Source organism: Pontibacter sp. HSC-14F20 (assembly GCF_019599265.1).
GTDB lineage: Bacteria > Bacteroidota > Bacteroidia > Cytophagales > Hymenobacteraceae > Pontibacter.
Genome location: NZ_JAHZTC010000017.1, coordinates 13224 through 36750 on the forward strand (window position 1 = coordinate 13224; position 23527 = coordinate 36750).

At 49.4% G+C, this 23527-nt stretch carries 19 protein-coding genes and 2 tRNA genes; 14 read left to right on the plus strand and 7 right to left on the minus strand.

Annotated elements, in window-relative coordinates; genetic code table 11:
* The first annotated feature begins 94 nt into the window (after positions 1-94).
* Together K3G39_RS15590 and K3G39_RS15595 are read left to right on the plus strand one after the other, a co-directional pair.
* A complete protein-coding gene (locus tag K3G39_RS15590; RefSeq protein ID WP_220627110.1) occupies positions 95-814 on the plus strand; it encodes an ABC transporter ATP-binding protein in 720 nt (239 codons plus the stop codon).
* A 112-nt stretch (positions 815-926) separates the two neighbouring features.
* Entirely contained in the window at positions 927-3437 is a 2511-nt protein-coding gene (locus K3G39_RS15595; RefSeq protein WP_255594414.1) for an ABC transporter permease, read from the plus strand.
* 143 nt (positions 3438-3580) lie between these two features.
* Here K3G39_RS15595 and K3G39_RS15600 read toward each other — a convergent pair whose 3' ends face one another.
* The 3 genes from K3G39_RS15600 to K3G39_RS15610 all read right to left on the minus strand — a co-directional run bounded on the left by K3G39_RS15600 (position 3581) and on the right by K3G39_RS15610 (position 6805).
* Positions 3581-3943 carry a CoA-binding protein gene (locus tag K3G39_RS15600; RefSeq protein WP_220627112.1) on the minus strand — a complete coding sequence of 121 codons (363 nt, stop codon included), beginning with the start codon at positions 3941-3943 and terminating at the stop codon, positions 3581-3583.
* Between the two features lie 91 nt (positions 3944-4034).
* A complete protein-coding gene (locus tag K3G39_RS15605) occupies positions 4035-5612 on the minus strand; it encodes an NAD(P)/FAD-dependent oxidoreductase (RefSeq protein ID WP_220627113.1) in 1578 nt (525 codons plus the stop codon).
* Between the two features lie 224 nt (positions 5613-5836).
* Entirely contained in the window at positions 5837-6805 is a 969-nt protein-coding gene (locus K3G39_RS15610; protein WP_220627114.1) for a tryptophan 2,3-dioxygenase family protein, read from the minus strand.
* 347 nt (positions 6806-7152) lie between these two features.
* On the opposite strand from K3G39_RS15610, the gene sdaAB reads away from it, so the two are divergent.
* The 7 genes from sdaAB to K3G39_RS15645 all read left to right on the plus strand — a co-directional run bounded on the left by sdaAB (position 7153) and on the right by K3G39_RS15645 (position 14693).
* A complete protein-coding gene (gene sdaAB / locus K3G39_RS15615; RefSeq protein WP_220627115.1) occupies positions 7153-7830 on the plus strand; it encodes an L-serine ammonia-lyase, iron-sulfur-dependent subunit beta in 678 nt (225 codons plus the stop codon).
* A gap of 14 nt (positions 7831-7844) precedes the next feature.
* Positions 7845-9323, plus strand: coding sequence for a TolC family protein (locus tag K3G39_RS15620; protein WP_220627116.1), 1479 nt, complete (start codon positions 7845-7847; stop codon positions 9321-9323).
* Between the two features lie 9 nt (positions 9324-9332).
* On the plus strand, positions 9333-10718 hold the full coding sequence (locus K3G39_RS15625; RefSeq protein WP_220627117.1) for an efflux RND transporter periplasmic adaptor subunit: 1386 nt from the start codon (positions 9333-9335) through the stop codon (positions 10716-10718).
* Between the two features lie 9 nt (positions 10719-10727).
* Entirely contained in the window at positions 10728-11717 is a 990-nt protein-coding gene (locus tag K3G39_RS15630) for an NAD(P)H-dependent glycerol-3-phosphate dehydrogenase (protein ID WP_220627118.1), read from the plus strand.
* 84 nt (positions 11718-11801) lie between these two features.
* Complete coding sequence (locus K3G39_RS15635) at positions 11802-12791, plus strand: acyltransferase family protein (RefSeq protein WP_220627119.1); 990 nt, start codon at positions 11802-11804, stop codon at positions 12789-12791.
* A 35-nt stretch (positions 12792-12826) separates the two neighbouring features.
* Positions 12827-13231, plus strand: a complete 405-nt coding sequence (locus tag K3G39_RS15640) for a (deoxy)nucleoside triphosphate pyrophosphohydrolase (protein ID WP_220627120.1) — start codon at positions 12827-12829, stop codon at positions 13229-13231.
* Positions 13232-13313: 82 nt separating this feature from the next.
* Positions 13314-14693 (plus strand): rRNA methyltransferase, encoded by a 1380-nt coding sequence (locus tag K3G39_RS15645; RefSeq protein ID WP_255594406.1) that lies wholly within the window; start codon positions 13314-13316, stop codon positions 14691-14693.
* Positions 14694-14818: 125 nt separating this feature from the next.
* Here K3G39_RS15645 and K3G39_RS15650 read toward each other — a convergent pair whose 3' ends face one another.
* The 4 genes from K3G39_RS15650 to pdxH form a co-directional block, all read right to left on the minus strand.
* On the minus strand, positions 14819-16006 hold the full coding sequence (locus K3G39_RS15650; protein WP_220627122.1) for a class I SAM-dependent rRNA methyltransferase: 1188 nt from the start codon (positions 16004-16006) through the stop codon (positions 14819-14821).
* A 332-nt stretch (positions 16007-16338) separates the two neighbouring features.
* Positions 16339-16920, minus strand: coding sequence for a Maf-like protein (locus tag K3G39_RS15655; protein WP_220627123.1), 582 nt, complete (start codon positions 16918-16920; stop codon positions 16339-16341).
* Positions 16886-18184, minus strand: a complete 1299-nt coding sequence (locus K3G39_RS15660) for a DUF1015 domain-containing protein (RefSeq protein ID WP_220627124.1) — start codon at positions 18182-18184, stop codon at positions 16886-16888. The genes K3G39_RS15655 and K3G39_RS15660 overlap by 35 nt, the downstream gene beginning before the upstream one ends.
* Before the next feature lie 29 nt (positions 18185-18213).
* A complete protein-coding gene (gene pdxH / locus K3G39_RS15665) occupies positions 18214-18864 on the minus strand; it encodes a pyridoxamine 5'-phosphate oxidase (RefSeq protein WP_220627125.1) in 651 nt (216 codons plus the stop codon).
* Between the two features lie 277 nt (positions 18865-19141).
* On the opposite strand from pdxH, the gene K3G39_RS15670 reads away from it, so the two are divergent.
* The 5 genes from K3G39_RS15670 to K3G39_RS15690 all read left to right on the plus strand — a co-directional run bounded on the left by K3G39_RS15670 (position 19142) and on the right by K3G39_RS15690 (position 23527).
* Positions 19142-19711: a YqgE/AlgH family protein gene (locus K3G39_RS15670; RefSeq protein WP_220627126.1), complete on the plus strand. Its 570-nt coding sequence runs from the start codon at positions 19142-19144 to the stop codon at positions 19709-19711.
* Between the two features lie 26 nt (positions 19712-19737).
* The gene (locus K3G39_RS15675) at positions 19738-21894 is read left to right on the plus strand and encodes a DUF349 domain-containing protein (protein WP_220627127.1); all 2157 of its coding nucleotides are present in this window, start codon (positions 19738-19740) and stop codon (positions 21892-21894) included.
* Between the two features lie 130 nt (positions 21895-22024).
* Positions 22025-22097 (plus strand) — tRNA-Thr (locus tag K3G39_RS15680).
* Between the two features lie 23 nt (positions 22098-22120).
* Positions 22121-22193 (plus strand) — tRNA-Thr (locus K3G39_RS15685).
* A gap of 167 nt (positions 22194-22360) precedes the next feature.
* Positions 22361-23527, plus strand: coding sequence for a hypothetical protein (locus tag K3G39_RS15690; RefSeq protein ID WP_220627128.1), 1167 nt, complete (start codon positions 22361-22363; stop codon positions 23525-23527).

Here is a 23527-nt window from a genome sequence, read left to right on the forward strand (position 1 = left end):
GCCGGTATTAGTTATTAGGTTCGGGAATGGCAATGCGCATAACTATACCTGCAACGCTTTACCTGTCGTTTAACGTCTCTAAAACACAAGCTACGTGTCTACTATACTAGAAATCAGTAACCTGAAGAAAACCTACGACACCGGTGACCGTCACCTGACTGTACTCGAAGGCATCAACTTTACACTGCATGCCGGCGATACCTGCGCCATCGTAGGCCCCTCTGGTAGCGGCAAAACTACACTGCTGGGCCTTTGCGCCGGCCTTGACCGGGCCAGCAGCGGTTCTGTGGTCCTGAACGGCGTGCGGCTCGACAAACTGAGTGAAGATGCCCGGGCGCAGGTACGCAACCAATACGTGGGCTTTATCTTTCAGAACTTTCAGCTTATACCTACGCTCACAGCCCTCGAAAATGTGATGGTGCCGCTTGAACTGCGTGGTGAACGCAACGTGCAGCGGCAGGCCATGGATTTACTGGCCCGCGTGGGACTCGCCGAACGCCACGATCACTATCCAACACAGCTATCAGGAGGCGAACAACAGCGGGTGTCGCTGGCAAGGGCTTTCTCCAACCGGCCTACCATCCTCTTTGCCGATGAACCTACTGGTAACTTGGACGAGGAAACCGGCGATAAGGTAGAAAAACTCTTGTTTGAGCTGAACCGTGAAGCAGGCACCACACTCGTACTCGTTACCCACGACCTCGAACTGGCAGAAAAAACACAGCGCATCATCCGCATCAAAGGGGGCCATGTAGTGTCCGATACGAGAACGCCTGAAAGAGTGCATCAGCCGGAAGACTCCAACCTTTCCTAAGGTATAAGCAACAAGATCATAAAGACTTATCTAACTTAACATTAAGTATACCTTGTCTGACAACAAGCCTAATCCGGAAAAACCGAAACTGAATATACCCTGGCTCCTCAAAATGGCGTGGCGCGATACCCGCCGTAGCCGGGGCAGGCTGTTGCTGTTCCTTTCCTCCATCGTGCTGGGTATAGCGGCCCTTGTGGCAATCAACTCATTCCGCGACAGTCTGCAGTTGGCCATCGATGAGAAAGCCCGATCCCTGATCGGCGCTGATCTGGTGATGGGCATGAACAAAGAGCCTGACTCGCTTTCCCTGGCCATCATCGACTCTGTGAGCACACTGGGCAAACGCTCCGACGAGAACCGCATGATGTCGATGGTCTATTTTGTGAAGAGCAATGAGACCCGCCTGGTACAGGTTCGCGCGCTGGAAGGTGAATTTCCTTACTTCGGAGCTATCGAGACTGCCCCGGTAGAGGCCAGCCGTAGTTTCCGGGAGGACAAACGCGCGTTGGTTGACCACAACCTGATGCTGCAATACGAAGCGCAGGTGGGTGACTCGATTCGGGTTGGCGCTGTGACCTTTGCTATAGAAGGAGCCCTGCACCGCATACCCGGGCAGACGGCCATGACCGCTGCCGTAGCGCCCGTGGTGTACATTCCCAGACAATATCTGCCTGAAACCGGCCTAATTCAGCGCGGCAGCCGTGTTTCCTATTATTATTACTACGACCTGGACCAAGCCGAGCAGCCGGATACGCTGGCCAATAAGCTGGATCCACGGTTCGAAGAGCTCGGCATGTTCTATGATACCGTAGAAACTAGGAAAGCGAGCATGGGACGCTCTTATGACGAGTTGGCCCGCTTTCTGGCGCTCGTAGGTTTTGTGGCGTTGTTGCTGGGTTGCGTAGGCGTGGCGAGTGCCGTGCACGTCTACATGCGAGATAAACTCTCCACTATCGGTATTCTGCGCTGCCTGGGTATGAGTGGCAAACAGGCCTTTTTGGTATACCTGTTTCAGGTGATGGGCATGGGCTTGATAGGCGGCTTAGCAGGGGCGGCACTGGGAAGCATCGTGCAACTGGTGCTGCCGGAGCTTTTCAAAACTTTTTTGCCTGTATCTGTGGATGCGTACTTTTCTGTAACAGCTGCCGCGCAGGGCGTGTTGATGGGTGTTATCGTTTCAGTTTTATTTGCGCTTTTGCCTTTACTGAGCATCCGGCAGGTATCTCCGCTGATAACATTGCGTGCTACCGTCGAGCACCTGACTAACCAGAAAGATCCGCTTCGATGGGCTGTATACGGCTTGCTATTAGGTTTTATTGTGGTCTTCTCGCGCTGGCAGATGGGCACGTGGTGGCAGGCGCTCTACTTTACCGGTGGGGTTATCGCTGCTTTCCTGGTGCTGGCTTTACTAGCCAAAGGCCTGTCCTGGACCGTCAAACGCTTTTTCCCGACCCACTGGGGCTATGTATGGCGCCAGGGGCTGGCTAACCTGTACCGCCCAAATAACCAGACTCTATTGCTGATGGTATCCATCGGTTTAGGTACCGCACTGATCGGGACGCTTTTCATGGTGCAGCGAACGTTGTTGAGCGAAGTGTCACTTTCCGGCACAGAAGATCAGCCTAATCTCGTACTCTTTGATATCCAGAACAGTCAACGGGACCAGGTTGCCAACTTAACCAAAGAAGAAGGGCTCCCAATCCTTTATTTTGACCCAATTGTGACGGTCAGGCTGGAACAAATCAATAACCTGACGCTGGCAGATGTGCGCAAAGACACGACCCTGGAGATCAGACCGAGAAATTTCACGCGGGAATACCGGGTAACATACCGCGACCGCTTGAGCGATTCTGAAAAGACGGAAGCCGGTACATGGAGTAATGGGCAATATAAAGAAGGCGAGAAAGTACCAGTTTCGCTGGAAGAGGGGTATGCCGAGCGCATCAAAGTGAAAGTAGGAGATTCGCTGATTTATAATGTGCAGGGTGCAACTATTCCTGCCCGCGTAGCCCACCTGCGCCGCGTGGATTGGAACCGGGTGCAGACTAACTTCCAAGTACTTTTCCCGGAAGGTGTGCTCGAAGATGCTCCCCAGTTTCATGTGCTGATGACCCGTAGTGACAACGAACAACAGGCAGCTCAGTTCCAGCGCCGTGTCGTGGAGGCTTTCCCGAACGTATCGGCTATTGGACTCGATTTGATTCTGAGAACTTTGGAGGAGGTAGTCAGTCAAATATCTTTTGTGATCCAGTTTATGGCGCTCTTCAGCATTTTTACCGGTTTGCTGGTGCTGGTCGGCTCTGTGAATGTGAGCAAATTTCAGCGTGTGCAGGAGAGTGTGCTGCTGCGGACACTGGGCGCTAACAAAAAACAGATTCTGGGTATAACCTTGATGGAGTACCTGATGCTAGGTATACTGGCCGCCGCTGTGGGTTGCGTGATTGCTTTTGGCGCCGCATGGGCCTTGGCTGTATTTAGTTTTGAGATGGAGTTTGTACCGGTACTCTGGCCATTGCTGGTTATTTTCGTGTTGGTTACTTTGCTGACAGTGGCCGTTGGCTTGCTCAACAGCCGTGGTGTATTAAACAGGCCGCCGCTGGAAGTGCTAAGACGGGAGGCATAAAAACAAAAAAGGGATCTCTTGAAAGATCCCTTTTTCTAAAGCTTCCATAGACAACAAATGCCATCTGCAAACTTTGATTATACTGGTTTATACGCCCGACTTTGTGGGAGGTTACAGCTCTAAATAAAATTTCCGGAAATTTTTCAGTAGGTACTCGAGGCCAGCATTACCAGCGTACAGTGGTGCATAGTTTCTATACCTGCATCTTCGGCCATTTGCTCTAATTCACGATTTTCCGTACCCGGGTTAAAGATGATGCGCTTCGGCTGCAGCGAGATAATGTAATCGTACCAGGTTGGCTGGTTCTGCGGTCCCACATAAAGCGTAACCGTATCAATCCCTTCAATTTTCTGCTCTTTATCTGTGATAATGGGCTGTCCGCCAACTTCTCCTTTTCGTATGCCCACCGGCACCACTTCGTGGCCGTGCTGTTGCAGCCGGTGAATGGCCTTGTAGGCAAAGCGGGAAGGATTATCGGTGGCACCCAGTACAAGTGTCTTTTTCATGGTTGAGATAATTTGATCACTCTATTTAACCGCTATCAGCATGGAAACGTTACAGGGCAATCAGGTATAAACTGAATACAATACAAGTTGGCTATACCTGTTGCAATACTTTTGCAGCAATCTTCTCAGCGCATCGCTCTCCATCCATCGCTGCCGACACGATTCCTCCTGCATAGCCTGCACCTTCTGCACATGGGTATAGATTTTTGATCTGCACATGCTCCAGTGTTTCTCTGTCACGCGGTATACGCACAGGGGAGGAGGTGCGGCTTTCCACCCCTATGATCTGGGCGTCATTGCTCAAGTAACCGCGCATTTTATTGCCAAATGCTTTAAAACCCTCCCGCAGACGATAGGCCATGGCTGGTGAGAACAGATCGTTCATGTCCACAGGAGTGAGGCCGGGCTGATAAGACGTTTCTAGCAAAGCGCCGCCGGTTTTCTGGCGTGTGAAGTCGAGGAGGAGCTGGGCAGGCGCTTTTTGGGTGCCACCAGCCATTTCGCAGGCTTTTCGTTCCAGAGCTTCCTGCATACGCAGTCCGGCCAGCGGACCATACTTGTCAAGCTCCATGTCTTCCAGTTCAATGGCGACCACTATACCTGAGTTGGCAAATTTAGAATCGCGACGGCTCGGTGACATACCGTTTACGACCACCTCGCCGGGAGCCGTTGCCGAGGGTACGATAAAACCGCCCGGGCACATACAGAACGAGAAAATACCGCGCTGTTTGTTGTCGTATACCGTCTGGTGCACCAAGGCGTAAGAGGAGGCTGGCAACCAGCAACCGCGGTCTTCGCACTTATACTGGATGCTGTCGATTAGTTTTTGCTGGTGCTCCACACGCACGCCCATAGCAAAAGGCTTAGCTTCGATGGTGATGCCTTTGTGATGCAACAACTCAAAAATATCGCGTGCACTGTGGCCGGTTGCCAGAATCACGGCTTCACCGTTGTATACCTGTCCGTCCTGCGTCACGACACCTTTCATTTCATCCCGTTCCAGGATAAAATCAGTCACGCGTTTGTCAAACAATACTTCACCGCCGGCAGCTACAATACTTTCACGGATGGCGGAGATGATGCGGGGCAGTTTGTTGGTGCCAATATGCGGGTGGGCATCAAACAGGATATCACGGGTGGCACCGTGCTGCACAAAAATCTCGAGGATACGCTGCAGATCACCACGTTTCTTGGAGCGGGTATAGAGTTTCCCATCCGAATAAGTACCGGCACCACCTTCACCGAAACAGTAGTTCGAGTCCGGATTCACGATGTGTTCCTTGTTAATGGCGGCCAAATCACGACGACGGGAACGAACATCTTTGCCGCGTTCCAGTACGATCGGTTTCAGCCCTAGTTCAATGCAACGCAGGGCCCCAAACAAACCGGCCGGACCGGCACCGACTATGATCACTTTTTTGGCATTGCTGACATTTGGATAGCTATACCTGGCCGAAAGGATATTGGAAGGAGGTGTGTCCAGGTATAGGTCGGCCCGCACACGGAGCAAAACCTGACGCCCCCGCGCATCAATCGAGCGCTTGATGCGGTGAATATGCGTGACATCTTCCGGCTTAAGACCGGCACTAACGATAAGCTCACGCTCCAACAGTTCGTCGTTGTATGCCACCTCCGGCGACAACACAACTTCAACTTCTTTCTTCTTCATTTACAAGTAGTAAGGTAGTTATCCTTAAATTTTTTAATTAAATGGTTGAATTGCTAAATGGTTAAATTGTTGCTTCGAATGAAGGCGAGTGGCTATTGAAAACACTCTCCTACACATACTTAATATTAGTCGTTCTATCATTCGACGATAGATTGCTATACCTTAAGCAACATCAAGTCTAAACACCCTAAAACAACCATTTAACCATCAACAAATAAACAATTCTAAATATCGCCATTCAGCACTTTCTCAACCCAGCCTTTGCCCCAGTTTCCGAGTTCTTCTTCAGTCCAAAGTTCCGGGTAAAAAATGCGCTTCTGGAACTTTGGAGGCAGGTATTTCTGCCAGTTGGTTCCGCCTGTGGCTGCGATCACCTCAGGGTCACGCTGCAGGTAACGCACGGCTGATTTATAGTGCATCAGCGGCCAGTTCACATTTACGTTGCTATCCAACTCGCGCATTTGGCGGATCAGCCGTGGGTTTTGCTGTTCTTCCTCTGACAAACGTTTATAGGCAGACCAAACGTTCATGTGCTCATACTGCCTTGCAAAGTGAATCAGCTGCTGGGTATATTTTTCTTCAAACCGAATAAGCGTGAGCGTTTTAGCACCTGACGAAACCTCGGTAGCTCCTTCTTTCCAGTAGATGCAGCCCATAAGCTCTTCGTGTGTACTCTGTAAACCAAGCGCTTTCCGTTTCTCTTTATCTGTCAGGTTACGCAGCTCTGTGGAGGCAATCTCGATCATGCGGTACTGTACCGACTGAAAACCGCTGGCCGGCATCAGCGCCATTCTGAACTGCAGGAATTGTTTCGGATCCATACCGTCCACCATCACATCAAACGAGTCGATCAGATTCTCGAAATAGCGGTTAATGCGCTTCAATCGTTTGTATAACACTTCACCAGTAAGCTCCTTATCTTCACCTATTTGTTTGTATTCTTCCAGGCAAAGCTTAAAGTAGAGCTCCGTGATCTGGTGATACATAATAAATATCTTTTCATCAGGTATAGAGGTGCGCGGATTCTGCAGACTCAACAGGGTATCGAGGTGAATATAATCCCAGTAGTTGATATAATCGGTGTAGTAAAGCCCTTCCAGATAGGCGGCCAGGTCTTGCCCGAGGGGCACATACTTAGCTTCCAGTCTTCTGAGTTGCTCCAGCACTTCCGGTTTAAAAGGTTGTTGCTCCATGGTATACAGATGGGGTTTGGTGAGACGCCATTTACCTACAAATTAAGTAAAACAAACGCACAGATTCCGGCAATGCACAAATATTTATCGCGCGCTATCTTTAAAACATAAAACAGTTAAAATAAATCCACAACTTGCAGGCAACCTTTCCTAATTACCAGGCATCCTGTGTACAGATAAGTTTGTTTAACTGATCGATGCAGTGAGAGGTTAGTGGGCCTGATGGCGATTTTAATAGAGTAAAAGCGACAGTTGGTAGAAATCAGCAGAATATAACGGTGAAAAAATGTTATAATAAGCCTTAATTGTTAAATTTGGGTTTTACGATATTTACCCGCTCATACCTCATGGCAGAAAAAAGCAGTGTCTTTGATATGATTGGACCTATCATGATTGGTCCTTCGAGCTCCCATACCGCTGGTGTTGTGCGCATTGCGCGGGCTGCCATCCGTGTGTTAGGTACCGCACCAGAAGAGGCCATTATTACCTTCTATAATTCTTTTGCCCAAACCTACGAAGGCCATGGTTCAGACCGCGCCATTGTAGCTGGTCTGTTGGATTTCAAAACAGATGACAAGCGCATTAAGGAAGCGTTTGACCATGCCAAAGAGCGTGGGTTGAAGTATACTTTCCGATCTGTTGGCAATGCCTCTACCATGCACCCCAACACCATCAAGCTGAATCTGAAGGCCGGAGAGCGTGAGGTCGAGGTAATCGGGCAGAGCCGGGGAGGTGGCGTCATCAATATTGTGGAGGTAGACGGGTTTACAGCTAGTTTTTCGGCTAATCTGCACACGCTGATCATAGACGCTGCCGACGTGAAAGGCAGTATTGCCTTTATCGCTACCGTGATTGCACACGATGATTGCAACATCGCCACGATGAATGTGTCGCGCAAGGGCAGAAACGAAATGGCCCGCCAGTTTATCGAAATGGACTCAGGCATCAAGCCGATCACGCTTGAGTACCTGAAGCAACTCAGCTGGGTAAAAAATGTGATCTATATCCCGAATATCGATCTATAAGAAGAAATCAAACGATGAAAAAAATGTCAAACAAAGTGCTTTTGTTGGCCCTGGGTTTAACCGTTGGAGGATTTAGCTCCGCTATGGCACAACAACAGGGAGCAGGAAGCGATGGCATCTGGTCGCTGCAGGAAGCAGTTGAATATGCCAAAGCAAATAACCTGAACGTGCGCCAGAATGCCCTGAGCCGTGAATCGGACAGAGCCAATCTGAATCAGTCGCGTGCGGCCCGACTGCCGAGTATCAATGCCAATGGAAACTACAGCTTTAACACAGGTTCTTTTCAGGACCCGGTAACGTTTAGCTTGCTGACACAAAACGCACGGACCTCTAACGTGTCGATTAACGCGTCATTGCCGTTATTTTCCGGTTTTCAGCAGGTGAATCAGATCAAGCAGAACAGCCTGAACCTGGAAGCTAGTGAGCAGGAATATCTTTCGGCTCAGAACGACATCACCATCCAGATTGTAACAGCCTATTTGAATACCTTGTTTGCTAACGAGCAAATGAACGTTTCTGACCTGCAACGCAATCTTACACAACAGCAGCTAACCCGAACACAGGCTCTTTTCAAAGCAGGTAGTGTAGCCGAAAACGCCGTGCTGGACCTCGAATCACAACTTTCTACAGACGAGCTCAACTACATCACAGCACAGAACCAGCGCGATATTTCAAGACTGACCCTGATGCAACTGCTCAATATACCTACTACAGAGGAGTTTCAGATCGAGATCCCTAACATCCCGGAACCAAACGAAAATCCGGTGATCGTAAATGGAAGCCAGGTATACGATGTAGCCATGCAGACCCAACCCTCCATCCGCGCCACAGAACTGCGTTTACGCAGCGCTGAAACGGGCATAAGTGTAGCAAGAGGCGCGTATTATCCCCGTCTGAGCCTTTTTGCCGGTGCAGGTAGCCGATACGCCAGCACCAGCCGCAGATTGGTAGATATTGAACGGGTCGTAAGTGGCCGCGTTCCTCAGGTGGTATACCTGAATGAGACTGGTACTGCATCGCAGACCCTCTGGTTTGAAAATGTGGAGACGCGCCGGATCGATGAATACTATGGCATGTTCCGTCAATGGGATGATAACCTGAACACTCAGGTTGGGCTTTCACTCCAGATTCCGATCCTGAACAGTCTGCAGGCTCGCACCAACGTGCAACGTGCCAAACTGCAGCAGCAAAACGCCCAGTTGAATGCCGATATCGCCAAGAACAACCTGCGCCAGACAATTGAGCAGGCTTATGTGGATGCCATCGCGGCGCAGCGTCGTTATGCGGCGGCCCAACAGCAGGTAAACGCCTCTGAAAAGAACTTCCGCAATGCTGAACTAAGACTGCAAGGTGGCGTGATTAACACAGTAGATTTCAATGTAGTAGCGAACACGTACCGCTCCGCCCAGTCCAGTTTGATACAGGCGAAATACGACTATACCTTTAAACTAAAAGTCTTGGACTTCTACCAAGGCAAGGACCTCTCTTTCTAATTTAAAATTATGGCTGCAAAAAAATCTAATAAGCTTATCTATACCCTGATAGGCGGACTGGTTCTGATTCTTGTACTGGCTCTGGTAGCTAAAAAGGCAGGCTGGATCGGCAAAGAAGAAGGAACCGAGGTCGTGCTGGCTGATGTCAAGCGCACTGAGATAGTTGAAAAAGTAAGTGCCTCGGGCAAAGTACAACCTGAAACCGAAGTTAAGATCAGCCCGGACGTATCCGGTGAGATCATCGAATTGACCGTGCAGGAAGGTGACTCCGTAGTGAAAGGCCAGTTGCTGGTGCGCATACGCCCTGATAACTACAAGTCGCTGGTAGACATGCAGACGGCTGGCGTAAACCAGGCCCGTGCTAACCTGGCGCAGTCCAAAGCGCGACTGGCACAATCGCGTGCTAACTTTACGCAAATTGAACAAAACTATAAGCGTAACAAAAGCCTTTTTGATCAGAAAGTGATCTCTGAGGCCGAGTATCAGCAGATCAAAGCCCAGTATGAAGCTGGTAAGCAGGAAATCGAATCACTGGCACAGAGCGTTCGTGCCGCCGAGTTCAGCATTCAAAATGCACAAGCTTCATTGAATGATGCCCGTGAGAACCTGAACAAAACGACCATTTATGCTCCTGTGAGTGGCACTGTTTCCAAGCTGAATGTGGAAAGAGGCGAACGTGTGGTAGGTACTTCTCAGATGGCTGGTACCGAAATTATGCGCATTGCCAACCTCAACAACATGGAAGTGCGTGTAAATGTGAATGAAAACGACATCATCCGGGTAGGTATGGGCGACTCCGTAATTGTGGAAGTTGACTCGTATACAAGCCGCGACGAGAAGTTCAAAGGTATTGTGACTTCTATTGCAAACACGGCCAAAGACGCTGCTTCGCTGGAGGCAGTAACGGAGTTTGAGGTACGTATCCGTCTTTTGAATGAGTCTTACAGCCACCTGGCAGATAAGAACGCCCGCCCTTTCCGCCCAGGTATGACTGCCTCGGTTGATATCATCACAGCACGTAAAAGCAACGTTTTATCTGTACCTTTGTCAGCAGTGACGACTCGTTCTAACAAGACAGACAAGACGGAAGGGGAAAATGGCAAAGAGGCTGAAAATAATCCGGAAGCTGCACCAGTAGCACCAGCCGGCCCGATTGAAGAAGTAGTATTTGTGCATGATGCCAACAACACAGTTAAATCCGTTAAAGTGAAAACTGGTATCAGCGACTTCGACAACATCGAAATTCTGAGCGGTTTGGAAGAAGGTCAGAAAGTGGTTTCTGGTCCTTTCAGAGCGGTGTCTAAAACCTTGAAAGACGGTGCCAAAGTGGCCGTGAAAGACGAGAAGTCACTAAACAAATCAGCTTTGGCTGATGCGAATGGTGAAGAAAAATAAACATCCGGTTTGGAAAAAATTGCAGTTATAGGAGGGGGGAGCTGGGCTTCGGCTTTGGTGAAGATCCTCTCAGAGAATAAATCACAGGTACACTGGTGGATGCGCAACGAGAACGATGTGCAGCACCTGATCAATTACCGCCACAATCCGCGCTACCTGAGTGGCGTGACCTACGACCTGAATTACGTAAAGCCCTCCACGGACCTGCGTAGTGTAGTAGCCGTGGCGGATTGGGTTATTCTAGCCGTTCCTGCCGCTTTTGTGCAGGAGGCCTTGAGCGGACTGGAGCAGCATGCTTTAAAAGATAAGGTGCTGGTATCGGCTATTAAAGGGATGATCCCGAAGCAGAACATCCTGATCACCGATTACCTGGGTCAACAGTACGATGTTCCGAACAGTCACCAGCTGGTGATTGCAGGTCCTTGTCATGCCGAGGAGGTCGCCATGGAAAAGCAGTCGTATCTGACCATTGGTTCGTATGACATGCCAACGGCGGAGCGTTTCTGTGAATTACTGCGGAATCGCTACGTTAAAGCCAATCCGCTGCAGGACTTGGATGGTGTTGAGTATTGTGCCGTGATCAAGAATATCATTGCGCTGGCCTGCGGTATAGCCCGCGGTCTGAACTATGGCGATAACTTTCAGGCCGTACTCGTGTCAAATGCGATGCAGGAGATCGAGCGTTTTCTGAATGCCGTCATGCCGATCCACCGCGATTTGAACGGCTCGGCCTACCTTGGTGACCTGCTCGTGACAGCCTATTCACAATTCAGCCGTAACCGTACTTTTGGCAACATGATTGGCCATGGCTATACCGTGAAATCTGCCCAGATCGAGATGAACATGGTGGCGGAAGGTTATTATGCTGTACAGAGTATTTACGAGCTCAACAAAAACCTTAATGTCAATATGCCCATCACCAAAGCAGTATACCTTATTTTATATGAGCGCATTGCACCGGCTGTAGAGTTCGAGATATTGAAGGAGAAGCTCACTTAAGCAGGTACTCCCAACTACGCAAAAGGCATACCTTGTGGTGTGCCTTTCGCGTTTAAAGCCCTAATCCCTTGGCCAGCCTTGTACATGAAACAGCATTTCCAGCAAATTGACATCTTAAAGGGACTGGCTATTATTGCTGTACTTCTGTTGCACTCACTCTCGCGGGAGCAGCTTGTAGCCAGCTATGCGGTGTTTCACATCTGGCAGGCTGTACCAGTCTTTATGGTGCTGATGGGATTGAACCTGGGAATGTCATACGGAAGCAAGACACTGCATTTTAATCAGCTCTATACTCCGCATTATTTTCAGAAGAAAGCGCTTCGCATCATTTTTCCGCTCCTGTTTATCTTTATCATTTCCTTGGTAGCAGGCTATTATTGGCAGCAGGTATACGGACTGGATGTCTATACCCTGGGCTGGAAAAACCTGATCGGTGTGTTGCCTGTCTCGGGCAAAGGCAATTACTTTATTACACTCTTGCTGCAGTCTCTGCTTGCGCTGCCGCTCATTGGCTATACCTTTCACCGCTGGCCTGTGCTAACCACTCTGGTACTGGTGCTGACTGAGATCGCCTTTCAGGTGGCAGCTTATCAGATCAGTTATTTTGGAGAGGACCGCTATCTTTATGATGCTGCACTTTTCCGGTACTTATCAGCTATTGCGCTAGGGCTCTGGCTTTCCAGCCTGGTCACTACTGCAAATAAAAGGTATAGCTGGTTACTGGTCTTTGCTGGAATTGCAAGCGGCGTATACCTGTATTTTTTCCAATACCACGACTGGAGTCTACCTTGTATCAGAACTGAGTGGCAGGCGCAGCTGTTTCTCACTTTCCCTTATGCCGCTTTGCTGATCTTTCTGGGGATGTTAGCTTTTCCGCAACAGTCAGATCATGCTGCGCCTCGCAGTATGGCTATTATAGGAAAGGCGTCTTACCACATTTTTCTGGTACAGGTGCTATACTTCGGATTGATTCAGAATGACTCGAACATCTCGCTTAATCTGGCGGTCTGCCTTCTCACCGGTCTCTTATTTTATTGGTTGGAATCCCAGTTAAGCAAAAGACTTTCCCCATAAAAAGTATTCTTTTACGCTATCTCACTACCTAGACTATGATTACAAAAGTAACCTGTGCCCTTATCGAGCAGTTTGGCTGTGTACTGATTACCCAGCGCAGCGAATCTATGTCGCAAGCCTTACTTTGGGAATTTCCAGGCGGAAAAATAGAAGATGGCGAAACTGAAGCGGGCTGTCTTATACGCGAGATTGAGGAAGAGTTGAGCCTCAGCGTCACCCCGATGCAACGTCTTACGCCTGTGGTGCAAGTATACGGCGACAAAACCATTGAGCTTATACCTTACATTTGCCAGTACAACAGTGGAACCATCAAACTCGCCGAACACCGTGCTTACCACTGGGTTTTACCGCAGGAACTGGCCAACTACTATTGGTGCCCGGCCGACATTCCTATTGTGCAGGAATATGTAGCGCTGGCAGGAGAACAATTTTCTTCGTAACAAGTAAAGCCAACCTTTTCACGAAAAGGTCAATTTGCCGTACCTTTGAGGTATGCAATTACCACCATCATTTGTTCAGCGCATGAAAAGCCAACTGGGTTCTGACTATACCCGTTTCGAGGAGGCTCTGCAACAACCGGCGCCTGTCAGCATCCGACTAAACAAGAACAAACTTCCAGGAGAGCCAACCCTGCCGCGAGTGCCCTGGACGCAAACAGGCTATTATCTGCCGGAGCGCCCGCAGTTTACCCTGGACCCGCGTCTGCATGCAGGCGCCTACTATGTGCAGGAGGCCAGTTCCATGTTTGTTGAGCAGGCCTTGCGCCAGCATGTGGACCTCAGTCAGTCGCTGCATGTACTGGACCTCTGCGGAGCACCCGGTGGTAAGTCAACGCACATCGCCAGCCTGATTTCACCTGACAGTCTGCTGGTATCTAACGAAGTAATTCGAAGCCGCGCCAGCATACTGGCCGAGAACGTGACCAAATGGGGGAGCGGCAACGTGGTAGTTACCAACAACGATCCCCGCGACTTTAGCCGCTTACCGGATTTTTTTGATGTGATGGTGGTGGATGCTCCCTGCAGTGGTGAAGGCATGTTCCGAAAAGACCCGCAGGCAGTAAACGAATGGTCAGATGAAAACGTGAACCTCTGCGCCCAGCGCCAGCAACGCATCCTGGTGGATGTATGGGAAGCACTGCGGCCGGGCGGCATCCTGATCTACAGTACCTGCACCTGGAATCTGGTTGAGAATGAGCAGAACATTGCCTGGCTGGCCGATCAGGAGAACGCACACTCACTTGCACTGGAACTGGACCCCGCATGGGGAGTAGAGGCTTCTTCACTGGATGGCGTTTCTGGTTATCGTTTCTATCCGCATCAGGTACAGGGTGAGGGCTTCTTTTTAGCAGCGGTCCGCAAAGCCGGGGATTTTGAAGCACCGACTGGAACAACCAAAAAGAAAAAGAATAAACTGACACTGGCGGGCAAAAAAGAACAGGCCCTGGTGAATGACTGGCTATTGGAACCGAGCCACTTTGCCTGGGTGCAGTATGGAGAAGTGATCTCGGCTATACCTGAAAATCTGTTTGAAGAAGTAGACCAGCTCTACCAAAACCTATACGTGATCTATGCCGGTACGGAAATAGCCGAAGCGAAAGGAAAAAAGCTGAAACCGCTGCAGGCACTGGCACTCTCACAGCAGCTTAACAAAGAGGCTTTCCGCACGGAAGTGCTTGATCTGGAATCAGCCCTTCGATATCTCCGCAAAGAAGACATCGGCATCAGCGGTATGAGCAATGACTGGATACTGCTCCAATTCGAAGGTCTGCCACTCGGTTGGGCGAAGCAGGTCGGCAGTCGTCTCAATAATTACTACCCCAAAGAATGGCGCATCCGCATGGAACTGCCACAAGTTTTAGAGTTTGAGAGTTGGGGAATTAGAGAGATAACTTCAAATTAGATTTAACTACTAATACAAAAGGCCCACCATCATTGGTAGGCCTTTTGTATTCTGAAGAAATAGGGAGTAAAGAATTATGACTCAGTAATTCTTTACTCCTCAACTCTCAAACTCTTTAACTGGCTTTATTCTACAAACAGCACCAGTCCCTTCAGGTATTCTCCTTCCGGATGGAAGATGGAAATTGGGTGATCGGCTGGCTGGGAGAGGTGGTGCATGATTTTGATGTTACGACCGGCCTCTATGGCCGCTGCCATCACGGTGTTGTTGAACAGGAACTTGTCTACCACTTGTGAGCACGAGAAAGTAAACAGAATGCCACCCGGCTTGATGCGCTTCATGGCTTCGGCATTCAGGCGCTTGTAACCCATTACCGCATTGTGGCGCACTTTCTGGCTTTTAGCGAAAGCAGGCGGATCAAGAATGATCACATCATAGCGATCTTCCTTGCCTTTCAGAAATTCGAATGTATCCACCGCAAAGGCTTCGTGTCGATCAGGAGCCTGACTCAGTTCACCGTTTCTGATCGTCAGTTCAATAGCTTTCTTAGACACATCAACCGAATGCACTTCTTTGGCGCCGGCATTCAGAGCGTATACCGAGAAACCTCCGGTATAGCAAAAAGTATTCAGCACCGATTTATCTTTCACGTAGCGGGCCAATAATTCCCGGTTCTCACGCTGGTCAATAAAGAAGCCCGTTTTCTGGCCGCTTTCCCAGTCCACGAAAAACCGGTTCTCATTCTCGGTCACGACTACGCCGCCGCTCGATTCACCAAACAGGTAACCATTCTCGGCCTGCACCGGCGACTTGGCTGGCAGCGACTCCGCGCTCTTGTCGTACACTGCTTTCAGGTGCGGACCGTAGATTTCCTGCAGGGCTTTGGCAACATGCTCGCGTACCGAATACATGCCCACAGAGTGTGTCTGAATAACAGCAGTGTCCTTATACATGTCCACGATCAGCCCGGGCACGCCATCGCCTTCAGCGTACACCAGACGGTATACATCCGTGTGCGGATTGTCGATCAGGCCGAGGCGCTTGCGGTAATCATAGGCTTGCTGCACTTTGCTTTTCCAGAAGGTATAGTCCGGCTCGACTTGCTCAAAAGAGAACACACGCACGGCAATAGAACCCGGCGCCCAGTGGCCCATACCCAGAAATTCGCGCTGGTTGGAGTATACCTCTACAGTGTCGCCTTCTTCCGGCTCAGTTCCTTCAATTCTTTTAATTGCGCCAGAAAAAACCCACGGGTGAAAACGTTTCAGTGAGTGTTCTTTACCTTTGGCCAGGTATAGTTTGGTGAGAGACATTAAGTTGATGTGCTGATTTTAAAATAAGAAAAACCCTGTTTAATGCAATGCACAAGGCACTGTGAAATTATGTTTTTGTGTTCTGTATAACGTTTTTGAGCGGATTCTATAACTTTTCCTGATTACAAGTGAAGGGGCCTGATAATGGTATCCCGGATGGCCTTATACCTTGCAGAACAGCTTACTATTTGAAATTTGCTGATTAAGACATTCGCTTCACCAGAAAATCGGTGTAGGGTATAAAGGCTGCTGATTAAGCAAATGGTTCCGTTTTAGGGGTAGTAATTTGGATTTGATTTACCTGTATTTTCTAAAATCACGGAAAAAATGGCTTATAAGGTGATCACCTGCAGGTCCCTGAGGTAGGTATAGAGTTTCTGGACCGGCAAGCCGACTACATTAAAATAAGATCCTTCAATCTGCTCGATCCCGATCTTTCCGATCCACTCCTGTATACCATATGCCCCCGCTTTGTCGAAAGGCTGGTAATGTTCGATATAGTAATTGATTTCCTCGTCGCTCAGCTTTTTAAAGTATACCTTGGTCACATCATGGAAGATGGTCTTGGAATTCCTTGTCAGGATACAGACACCGGTGATCACTTCATGATGGGTTCCGGACAAAGCGCGTAGCATATTAAAAGCTTCCGAAGCATCGGCAGGCTTGTTCAAAACACGTTCACCCAGACATACAATCGTATCGGCGGTGATCAGCACTTCATTTTGCAGGTCGGAGGTATAAGCATCAGCTTTGTGCCCAGCCAGAAACTCAGCCACTTGCTCGCGCTGCAAATGCTCAGGGTAATCCTCCTGCACGTCCTTTACACGCACCTCGAACGGGATGCCGAGCCCGGCCAGAAGTTCCTTGCGACGCGGGGAGTTAGAGGCAAGCAGTATCGGACGAGATAAATTCATTTTCTTTGATTGAGCTGAATAAGAATCCGCAGATTGTTTTCGGATAAAAGAAGGTGGATTTCTGTGGCATGATGGCACCACTATAGCATACCCGTTTCACCTGATCCATTGACACGTCGTTGGTGATCAGGGCCAGCCGTGCTTTGCCGGAGTCTACCTGACTGACACAGGCCGTGAAGTTGCGCACGTAACTCAGGCCCGGGTAATCACGCTGTGCTTCGCGTTCTATGCCCAGCACTTTCTCGAACACGAAGTAATGCAGCACGGTCAGGTCGAGGTCCTTTACTTCCTGGGGTACCGGCCAATCAATCAGGTGGTGCACCTCCGGCTTCAGGCGCAGCTTATAGGCGTTGCCGGACAGGTATAGCCCGAAGGCCCAGTTCTTTCCCACGATCACCTCATTGAGTTCATAAGCATCCTCTTTGGGTGTTACCACAAAGTAAGCCCCCAGACACGCCAGAAACTCTTCGTCTGTCAGGTCAATATTCTCCAGAACCCGATGTGTCGGCAGGATGCGCAGATCATCGGCTTCCGTATTGGTCAGGTACATCAGGTGGTAGTTGTAAGCTTCTGTACCGGAATGGTTAGGGTTGTCAGCCATGCGCTTCTTTCGGTACTCCAGCGAGCCCTCGTAGCGGTGGTGCCCGTCAGCCAGCAGTACCTGCCGCGATTCCAGAACTTCCAGAAAATGCTTGATCACCTTACTGTCGTGGATCACAGCCAGCACATCGCGTACCCCTTGGTAATCCTCCGTCACGTAGAGTGGCGACTGTATGCTCTCGTCCATGTAACGCTCCAGCACGAAATCAGGATCGGTGTAGAGGCCGTGGGTAGCACTGGTATTCATCAAAGTTTTGTCCAGCAGATTAATGCGATCGTTCACGGCACTTGGTATCGTGTTCTCGTGGCGGAGGAGTACACCTTCGTTCCAATCGTAGGCTTTGATGTGGCAGATAAAACCTTTGCGGCAGTACTCGCGCTCGTTGCCAGGAAGCCGGAAGTATTGATAGTATACATAGATGCCGGGCAGCGGGTCCTGCACAATCGTGCCGGCAGCTTTCCACTCCTGCAGCATGTCTGCTGCGGTATCGGCAGGCTTTTCGCCCCTAGGCACCGATAGATGTATGCTGTTGATCGGGTTCTGGTACAGCGCTTCCCGCTGTTTTGCCGACACCACATCAAACAGAGGAGAGGTTAGTTCTTCAATCGACTGGCTCAGCTCTTCTTTGTAGCGCCATGCTCTAATAGGTAATATCTCAGCCATGCGGTTTACTTACAGGTATAGGTATAGGATCAGGGTGCCAGTCTTTTGCGGGTCCATTGTGCATCGGCTCGTTCGAACTCGATGCGGTCGTGCAAGCGGTTCGGGCGCCCTTGCCAGAACTCGATGCGCTCCGGTTTCAGAACAAAGCCACCCCAGTGCTGCGGACGAGGCACTACATCCAGCCCGGCAAAATCATTTTCGTACTTCGCCTCGGCTTGTTCCAGTTCTTCGCGGCTGTTTATCTCGCGGCTTTGCGGCGATGCCCAGGCACCAACCTGGCTGCCACGCGGCCGACTGTTAAAGTAAGCATCCGAAACATTGGCTGCCACTTTCTCAACCGTTCCTTCGATACGCACCTGACGCTCCAGCTCAGCCCAGAAAAAGGTGATCGAACCATATGGACTCGCAATAAGTTCCTGCCCCTTGCGGCTCTCGTAATTGGTGAAAAACACGAAGCCATCTGAAGACACCTCTTTTAAAAGCACCACACGCGCCGAAGGACGGCAGTCAGCTGACACAGTAGACAGTACCAGCGCCGTCGGCTCCAGCACCTCCGAGCGGATAGCTTCGTTCAGCCATACCTTAAACTGGTCGAGCGGGTCATTGGAAACAGATATTTCCGTAAGTGCCTGTCTGGAATAATTCTTCCGGATGGAGGCAATGTCATGTTGGAGCGACATAGCGTAAACGATGATTTGCTCAAAATTATAAAATAATCGGTTGAGGGTTAAATTTTAATTAATATTGCAATAATTTAAAAATATTTTATAAAATTAGAAGACTTATATTCAGTGTTGTCGCACCGAATATTGTCCGTAGAAGTTAAAGGATAGCTTAGGCTATTTGACAGGATTTGTACCCTAATGTGTTGTTTCCGTAAGAAGGTATAAACAGCGATTGCCAGGCCTGCCAGGCCAGAAGTTTATGTAAGGTAATGCAATTAAACCCTGGAGAACAATGGAGGAAGAAAGCGAAAACAAGCCACAAAACGGCAGTATCCTGATATCGGAGCCATACCTGGGAGATCCCAATTTTGAGCGCACTGTGGTTCTAATCTGTAGCCACGTAGAAGGAGAGGGAACATTCGGGCTGGTACTTAACCGACAGTCAAACCTTAAGCTGTCTGATGTGGTTGATATATATAATGATACCTTTGAGGCTGAATTAGGTATAGGTGGACCGGTGCAATACAACACATTGCACTACGTACACCAGATAGCGACGCTGCCTCAGGCAGTGCAACTGAACGATAACCTGTATTGGGGTGGCGACTTTGAAGCACTCCGCACCTTGATCGGCACAGGGGAGGTGAAGCCGGAAGATATCAAGTTTTATCTTGGCTATTCCGGATGGACGCCTGGCCAGTTGCAGGAGGAGATCGACAAAAATGTTTGGATCGTGAACAACAATGCTGCAAATAAATTATTTAATTTGGAAGCAGATACGCTTTGGCGGAATATACTGCGCCAAATGGGTGGGAAATACAAGGTACTTTCAAACTACCCGGTAGACCCCCGCCTGAACTGACAAAACGTGGACTAAAAACTGAAGTCATGACAACTGATAAACAGCACACCGACACAAACGGAGCTGAGGCAAACAAGCCCCGGCCGCAAGACGAAGCACAAGCCAATGGGCAGCAGGCCTCGTCGCCGATGGACATTGTAGAACAACGCCTCGCCGAAATCAACGCACAAAAAGAAGGCGAACAGCACAAACCATTGGAAACAGGTGTGCCCAAAGAAGATCAGCCTGAAATAAAACCAGAACTGGCTTCGGAAGCAGAGACGACAGAAACTGATAAAATAACGGAAGCCTTTGCAGAGGCAAACCTTCCTGAGGCTGAAGCAAATACACCTGTGGCAGAAACAGCATTTCCTGACGAGACATCCAACGCTGCTTCAACTGATACAGCAGAGGCAGGTGCCCCTGAAGCAACCACACCGGTATCCACAACTGAAGACCACCACGACGACGAAGAGTTGGATGAGGATGATCATACAGATTACAGTGAGATGCCGTTGGAAGAGCTACGCCACCACTTGGCGCTCCTGCTGAAAGGGGCTGATGCGAAACGCAAGTATAAAAAAATACAGGAAATTCATCGCCAATACGAAGGCAAGTTCCAGGTAGAAAGAGGACAGGCGCTCGACCGTTTCCGTCTGGAGGGGGGCACCGAAGAAGACTTTGACTACCATGCACCTATGGAGCATACCGAACTGGAACAGCTCTATACCGCCTACCGCGAGGCACGCTACCAGGAGCGACAGCTTACTGAAGAACAGCGTGGCCGCAACCTGGAGCGAAAGCGTGAGTTGCTACAGCAGCTGCGTACCTTGGTGGAGTCAGCCGAAACAAAAAACAGCAGTGATGAACTGAAAAAACTTCAGGGGGAATGGAAGGGCATAGGACCTGTTCCGCCGGGAGAAGCGCAGGAGCTGTGGGATTCTTATCATGCCCTGCTCGACATCTTCTACAACAACCGCAGCATGTTCTTCGAAATGAAGGAGCTGGACCGGCGCCGTAACCTGGATGCAAAAGTGCAGCTGATTGAACGCGCAGAAGCTCTTCAAAACGAGCCTTCCATTAACAAAGCCCTGCAGGAGCTGCGCCATCTGCATGAAGAGTGGAAAAACATCGGTCCTGTACCGAATGAGCAGCGCGATGCGATCTGGGAACGCTTTATTCAGGCTTCTGAGAAAGTACACGAACAGCGACGTTCCTACATGGAAGAGCGCAAGACCGTTGAGTTGGCTAACCTGGAGAAGAAGCGTGGTCTACTGGCACGTTTGCAGGAGTTCCAGAGCTTCAATACAGACCGCATTAACGAGTGGCGTGACAAGACAGACGAGATCCAGAAACTAAAAGAAGAGTGGGACAGCGCCGGTCTTGTACCGAAAGAGTATGCGGAAGAAGTGAACAAGAATTTCTGGGGCAATTACAAAGCATTCTTCCAGCACAAGAACCAGTTTTTCAAAGGACTGGACGAGCAGAAAATGCAGAACCTGCGTCTGAAGACGGAACTGTGTGAACAAGCCGAGAGCATGAAGGAGAGCACAGACTGGAATGCAACCAAAGAGAAAATGATCCAGCTTCAGAAGAGGTGGAAGACCATCGGTCGCGTACCAGACAAACACTCCGATAAGATCTGGCAACGGTTCAGAGCGGCCTGTAACGAGTTCTTTGACCGCAAACAGGCGCAGGAGCAGCAGAAGGGTGCTGAAATGGAAAAGCTCTCTTCTGAGAAACTGGCCCTGTGCGACCGGATAACAGAGGAATTAGCACAACCCAACACGACAACCTCACTTGATGAGTATAATAGGATCGTGGCGGAATGGGACACTTTGGATGCTGGAAATAAGCGTGTAAGCACAAGAGTAGAGGAGAAGTTCCTATCACTGATGGAGCGGTACCTGGAGCGCGTTCCGGACCTGCATTACGATGATCGTGCAACCATGCTGGCGCAGTTGCAGGTAGACCGGCTTAAGAACAGTCCGGATGCTTCCCAGAAGCTATATCAGAAAGAGCAGACGCTCCGACGTGAAATTTCTCAACTCCAAAACGATATACAGACCCTGCGCAATAACCTCGACTTTTTTGCACGTTCTAAGAACGCCGATAAGCTGCGCGAGGAGTATGAAGGTCGAATAGAAGACACGCAGAAACGAATCGATATCCTGCAACGGCAGCTGGCTGCTTTCAGAAGATAAAAATTTCTGTTTGATACTCAAAAACTTATCGCAGAAGGGCAAAAAATCCTGCAACGGGTGTTTGTATATTAAAAACCTTATTATACCTTTGCAACGCTTTAGAACGATAGGGCAACACAAATAAAGTATCGCCTCCTTAGCTCAGCTGGTAGAGCAACTGACTTGTAATCAGTAGGTCGCTGGTTCGATCCCGGCAGGGGGCTCAGCTTTATCTGTACTAATTATTGCCTCCTTAGCTCAGCTGGTAGAGCAACTGACTTGTAATCAGTAGGTCGCTGGTTCGATCCCGGCAGGGGGCTCTTAAAAGCCTTCAGAGAAATCTGAAGGCTTTTTTGTTTTATACCTTTCCAGATCTCTCCCAAGCTGCATATCTCAACGTTTTTGGCCTCAGGCACCAGTGGCTATATATGCTTTTTCAAGTTTTATGACTTAATTTGAGGATTCATACAAGCATTGAACACATCCCATGCAGCTCATAGAAGTAAACACCCCTGAACTAGCCGAAGAGTTCGTTAAAATGCAGGTAAGGCTTTACCGCAAAGATCCCAACTACATCCGTCCGCTTGACAAGGATGTGCATCAGGTGTTCGACCCAAAGAAAAACAAACTGCTGCGTGACGGGGAGGCGATCCGTTGGATCCTGCGGGACGAGGACGGGGAAACGATCGGCAGGGTAGCCGCTTTCATCAATAAGAAAACAGCAGACTCCTATGACCAGCCAACTGGAGGTATGGGCTTCTTTGATTGTATCCATGATCAACAAGCGGCTAACACACTCTTCGATGCCTGCCGCAACTGGCTGCAGGAACGAGGTATGGAAGCGATGGACGGACCAATCAATTTTGGCGAGCGTGACAAGTGGTGGGGCTTGCTGGTAGAAGGCTACCATGAACCTACTTATTGTATGAACTATAACCATGCCTACTATCAGCAGTTGTTCGAGAACTATGGCTTTAAACTATATTTCAACCAGTATGTTTACTATCGTACCGTAGACGATCCGCTTACGCCGGAATACCAGGAAAAGGCACAGCGCGTGCTATCCGACCCAAATTATACCTTCCAGCACATCGATAAAAAAAATCTCGACAAATACGCCGAAGATTTCCGGATCGTTTATAACAAGGGCTGGGTGAAACACGAAGGCGTGAAAGCCATGAGTGAAGCACAGGCCAAATCCATCATGAAGTCGTTGAAACCTGTGCTGGACGAAAAGATTATCTGGTTCGCTTACCACAATGGAGAGCCTGCCGGATTCTTTATCGCTATACCTGAGTTGAACCAGCTGTTCAAACATGTGAACGGAAAATTAGATATGTGGGGGAAAATCAAATTTATCTACCACCGCTGGAGAGGGTCTTGCAAGACCATGTATGGCATTGTGTTCGGTATCATACCCGAATGCCAGGGCAAAGGAGTGGAGGCGGCTATGGTCGTGTCAGCGGCAAATCTGGTACAGGGTAACCCAAACATTCCGTATTATGATTTGCAAATGAACTGGATCGGGGATTTTAATCCTAAAATGATCAAACTGGTAGAACAACTGGGTAGCCGGGTTTACAAGACTTATACGACTTACCGGTTTCTTTTCGACCGTGGAAAAGAGTTTAAGCGAGCGCCAATTATCAAGTAA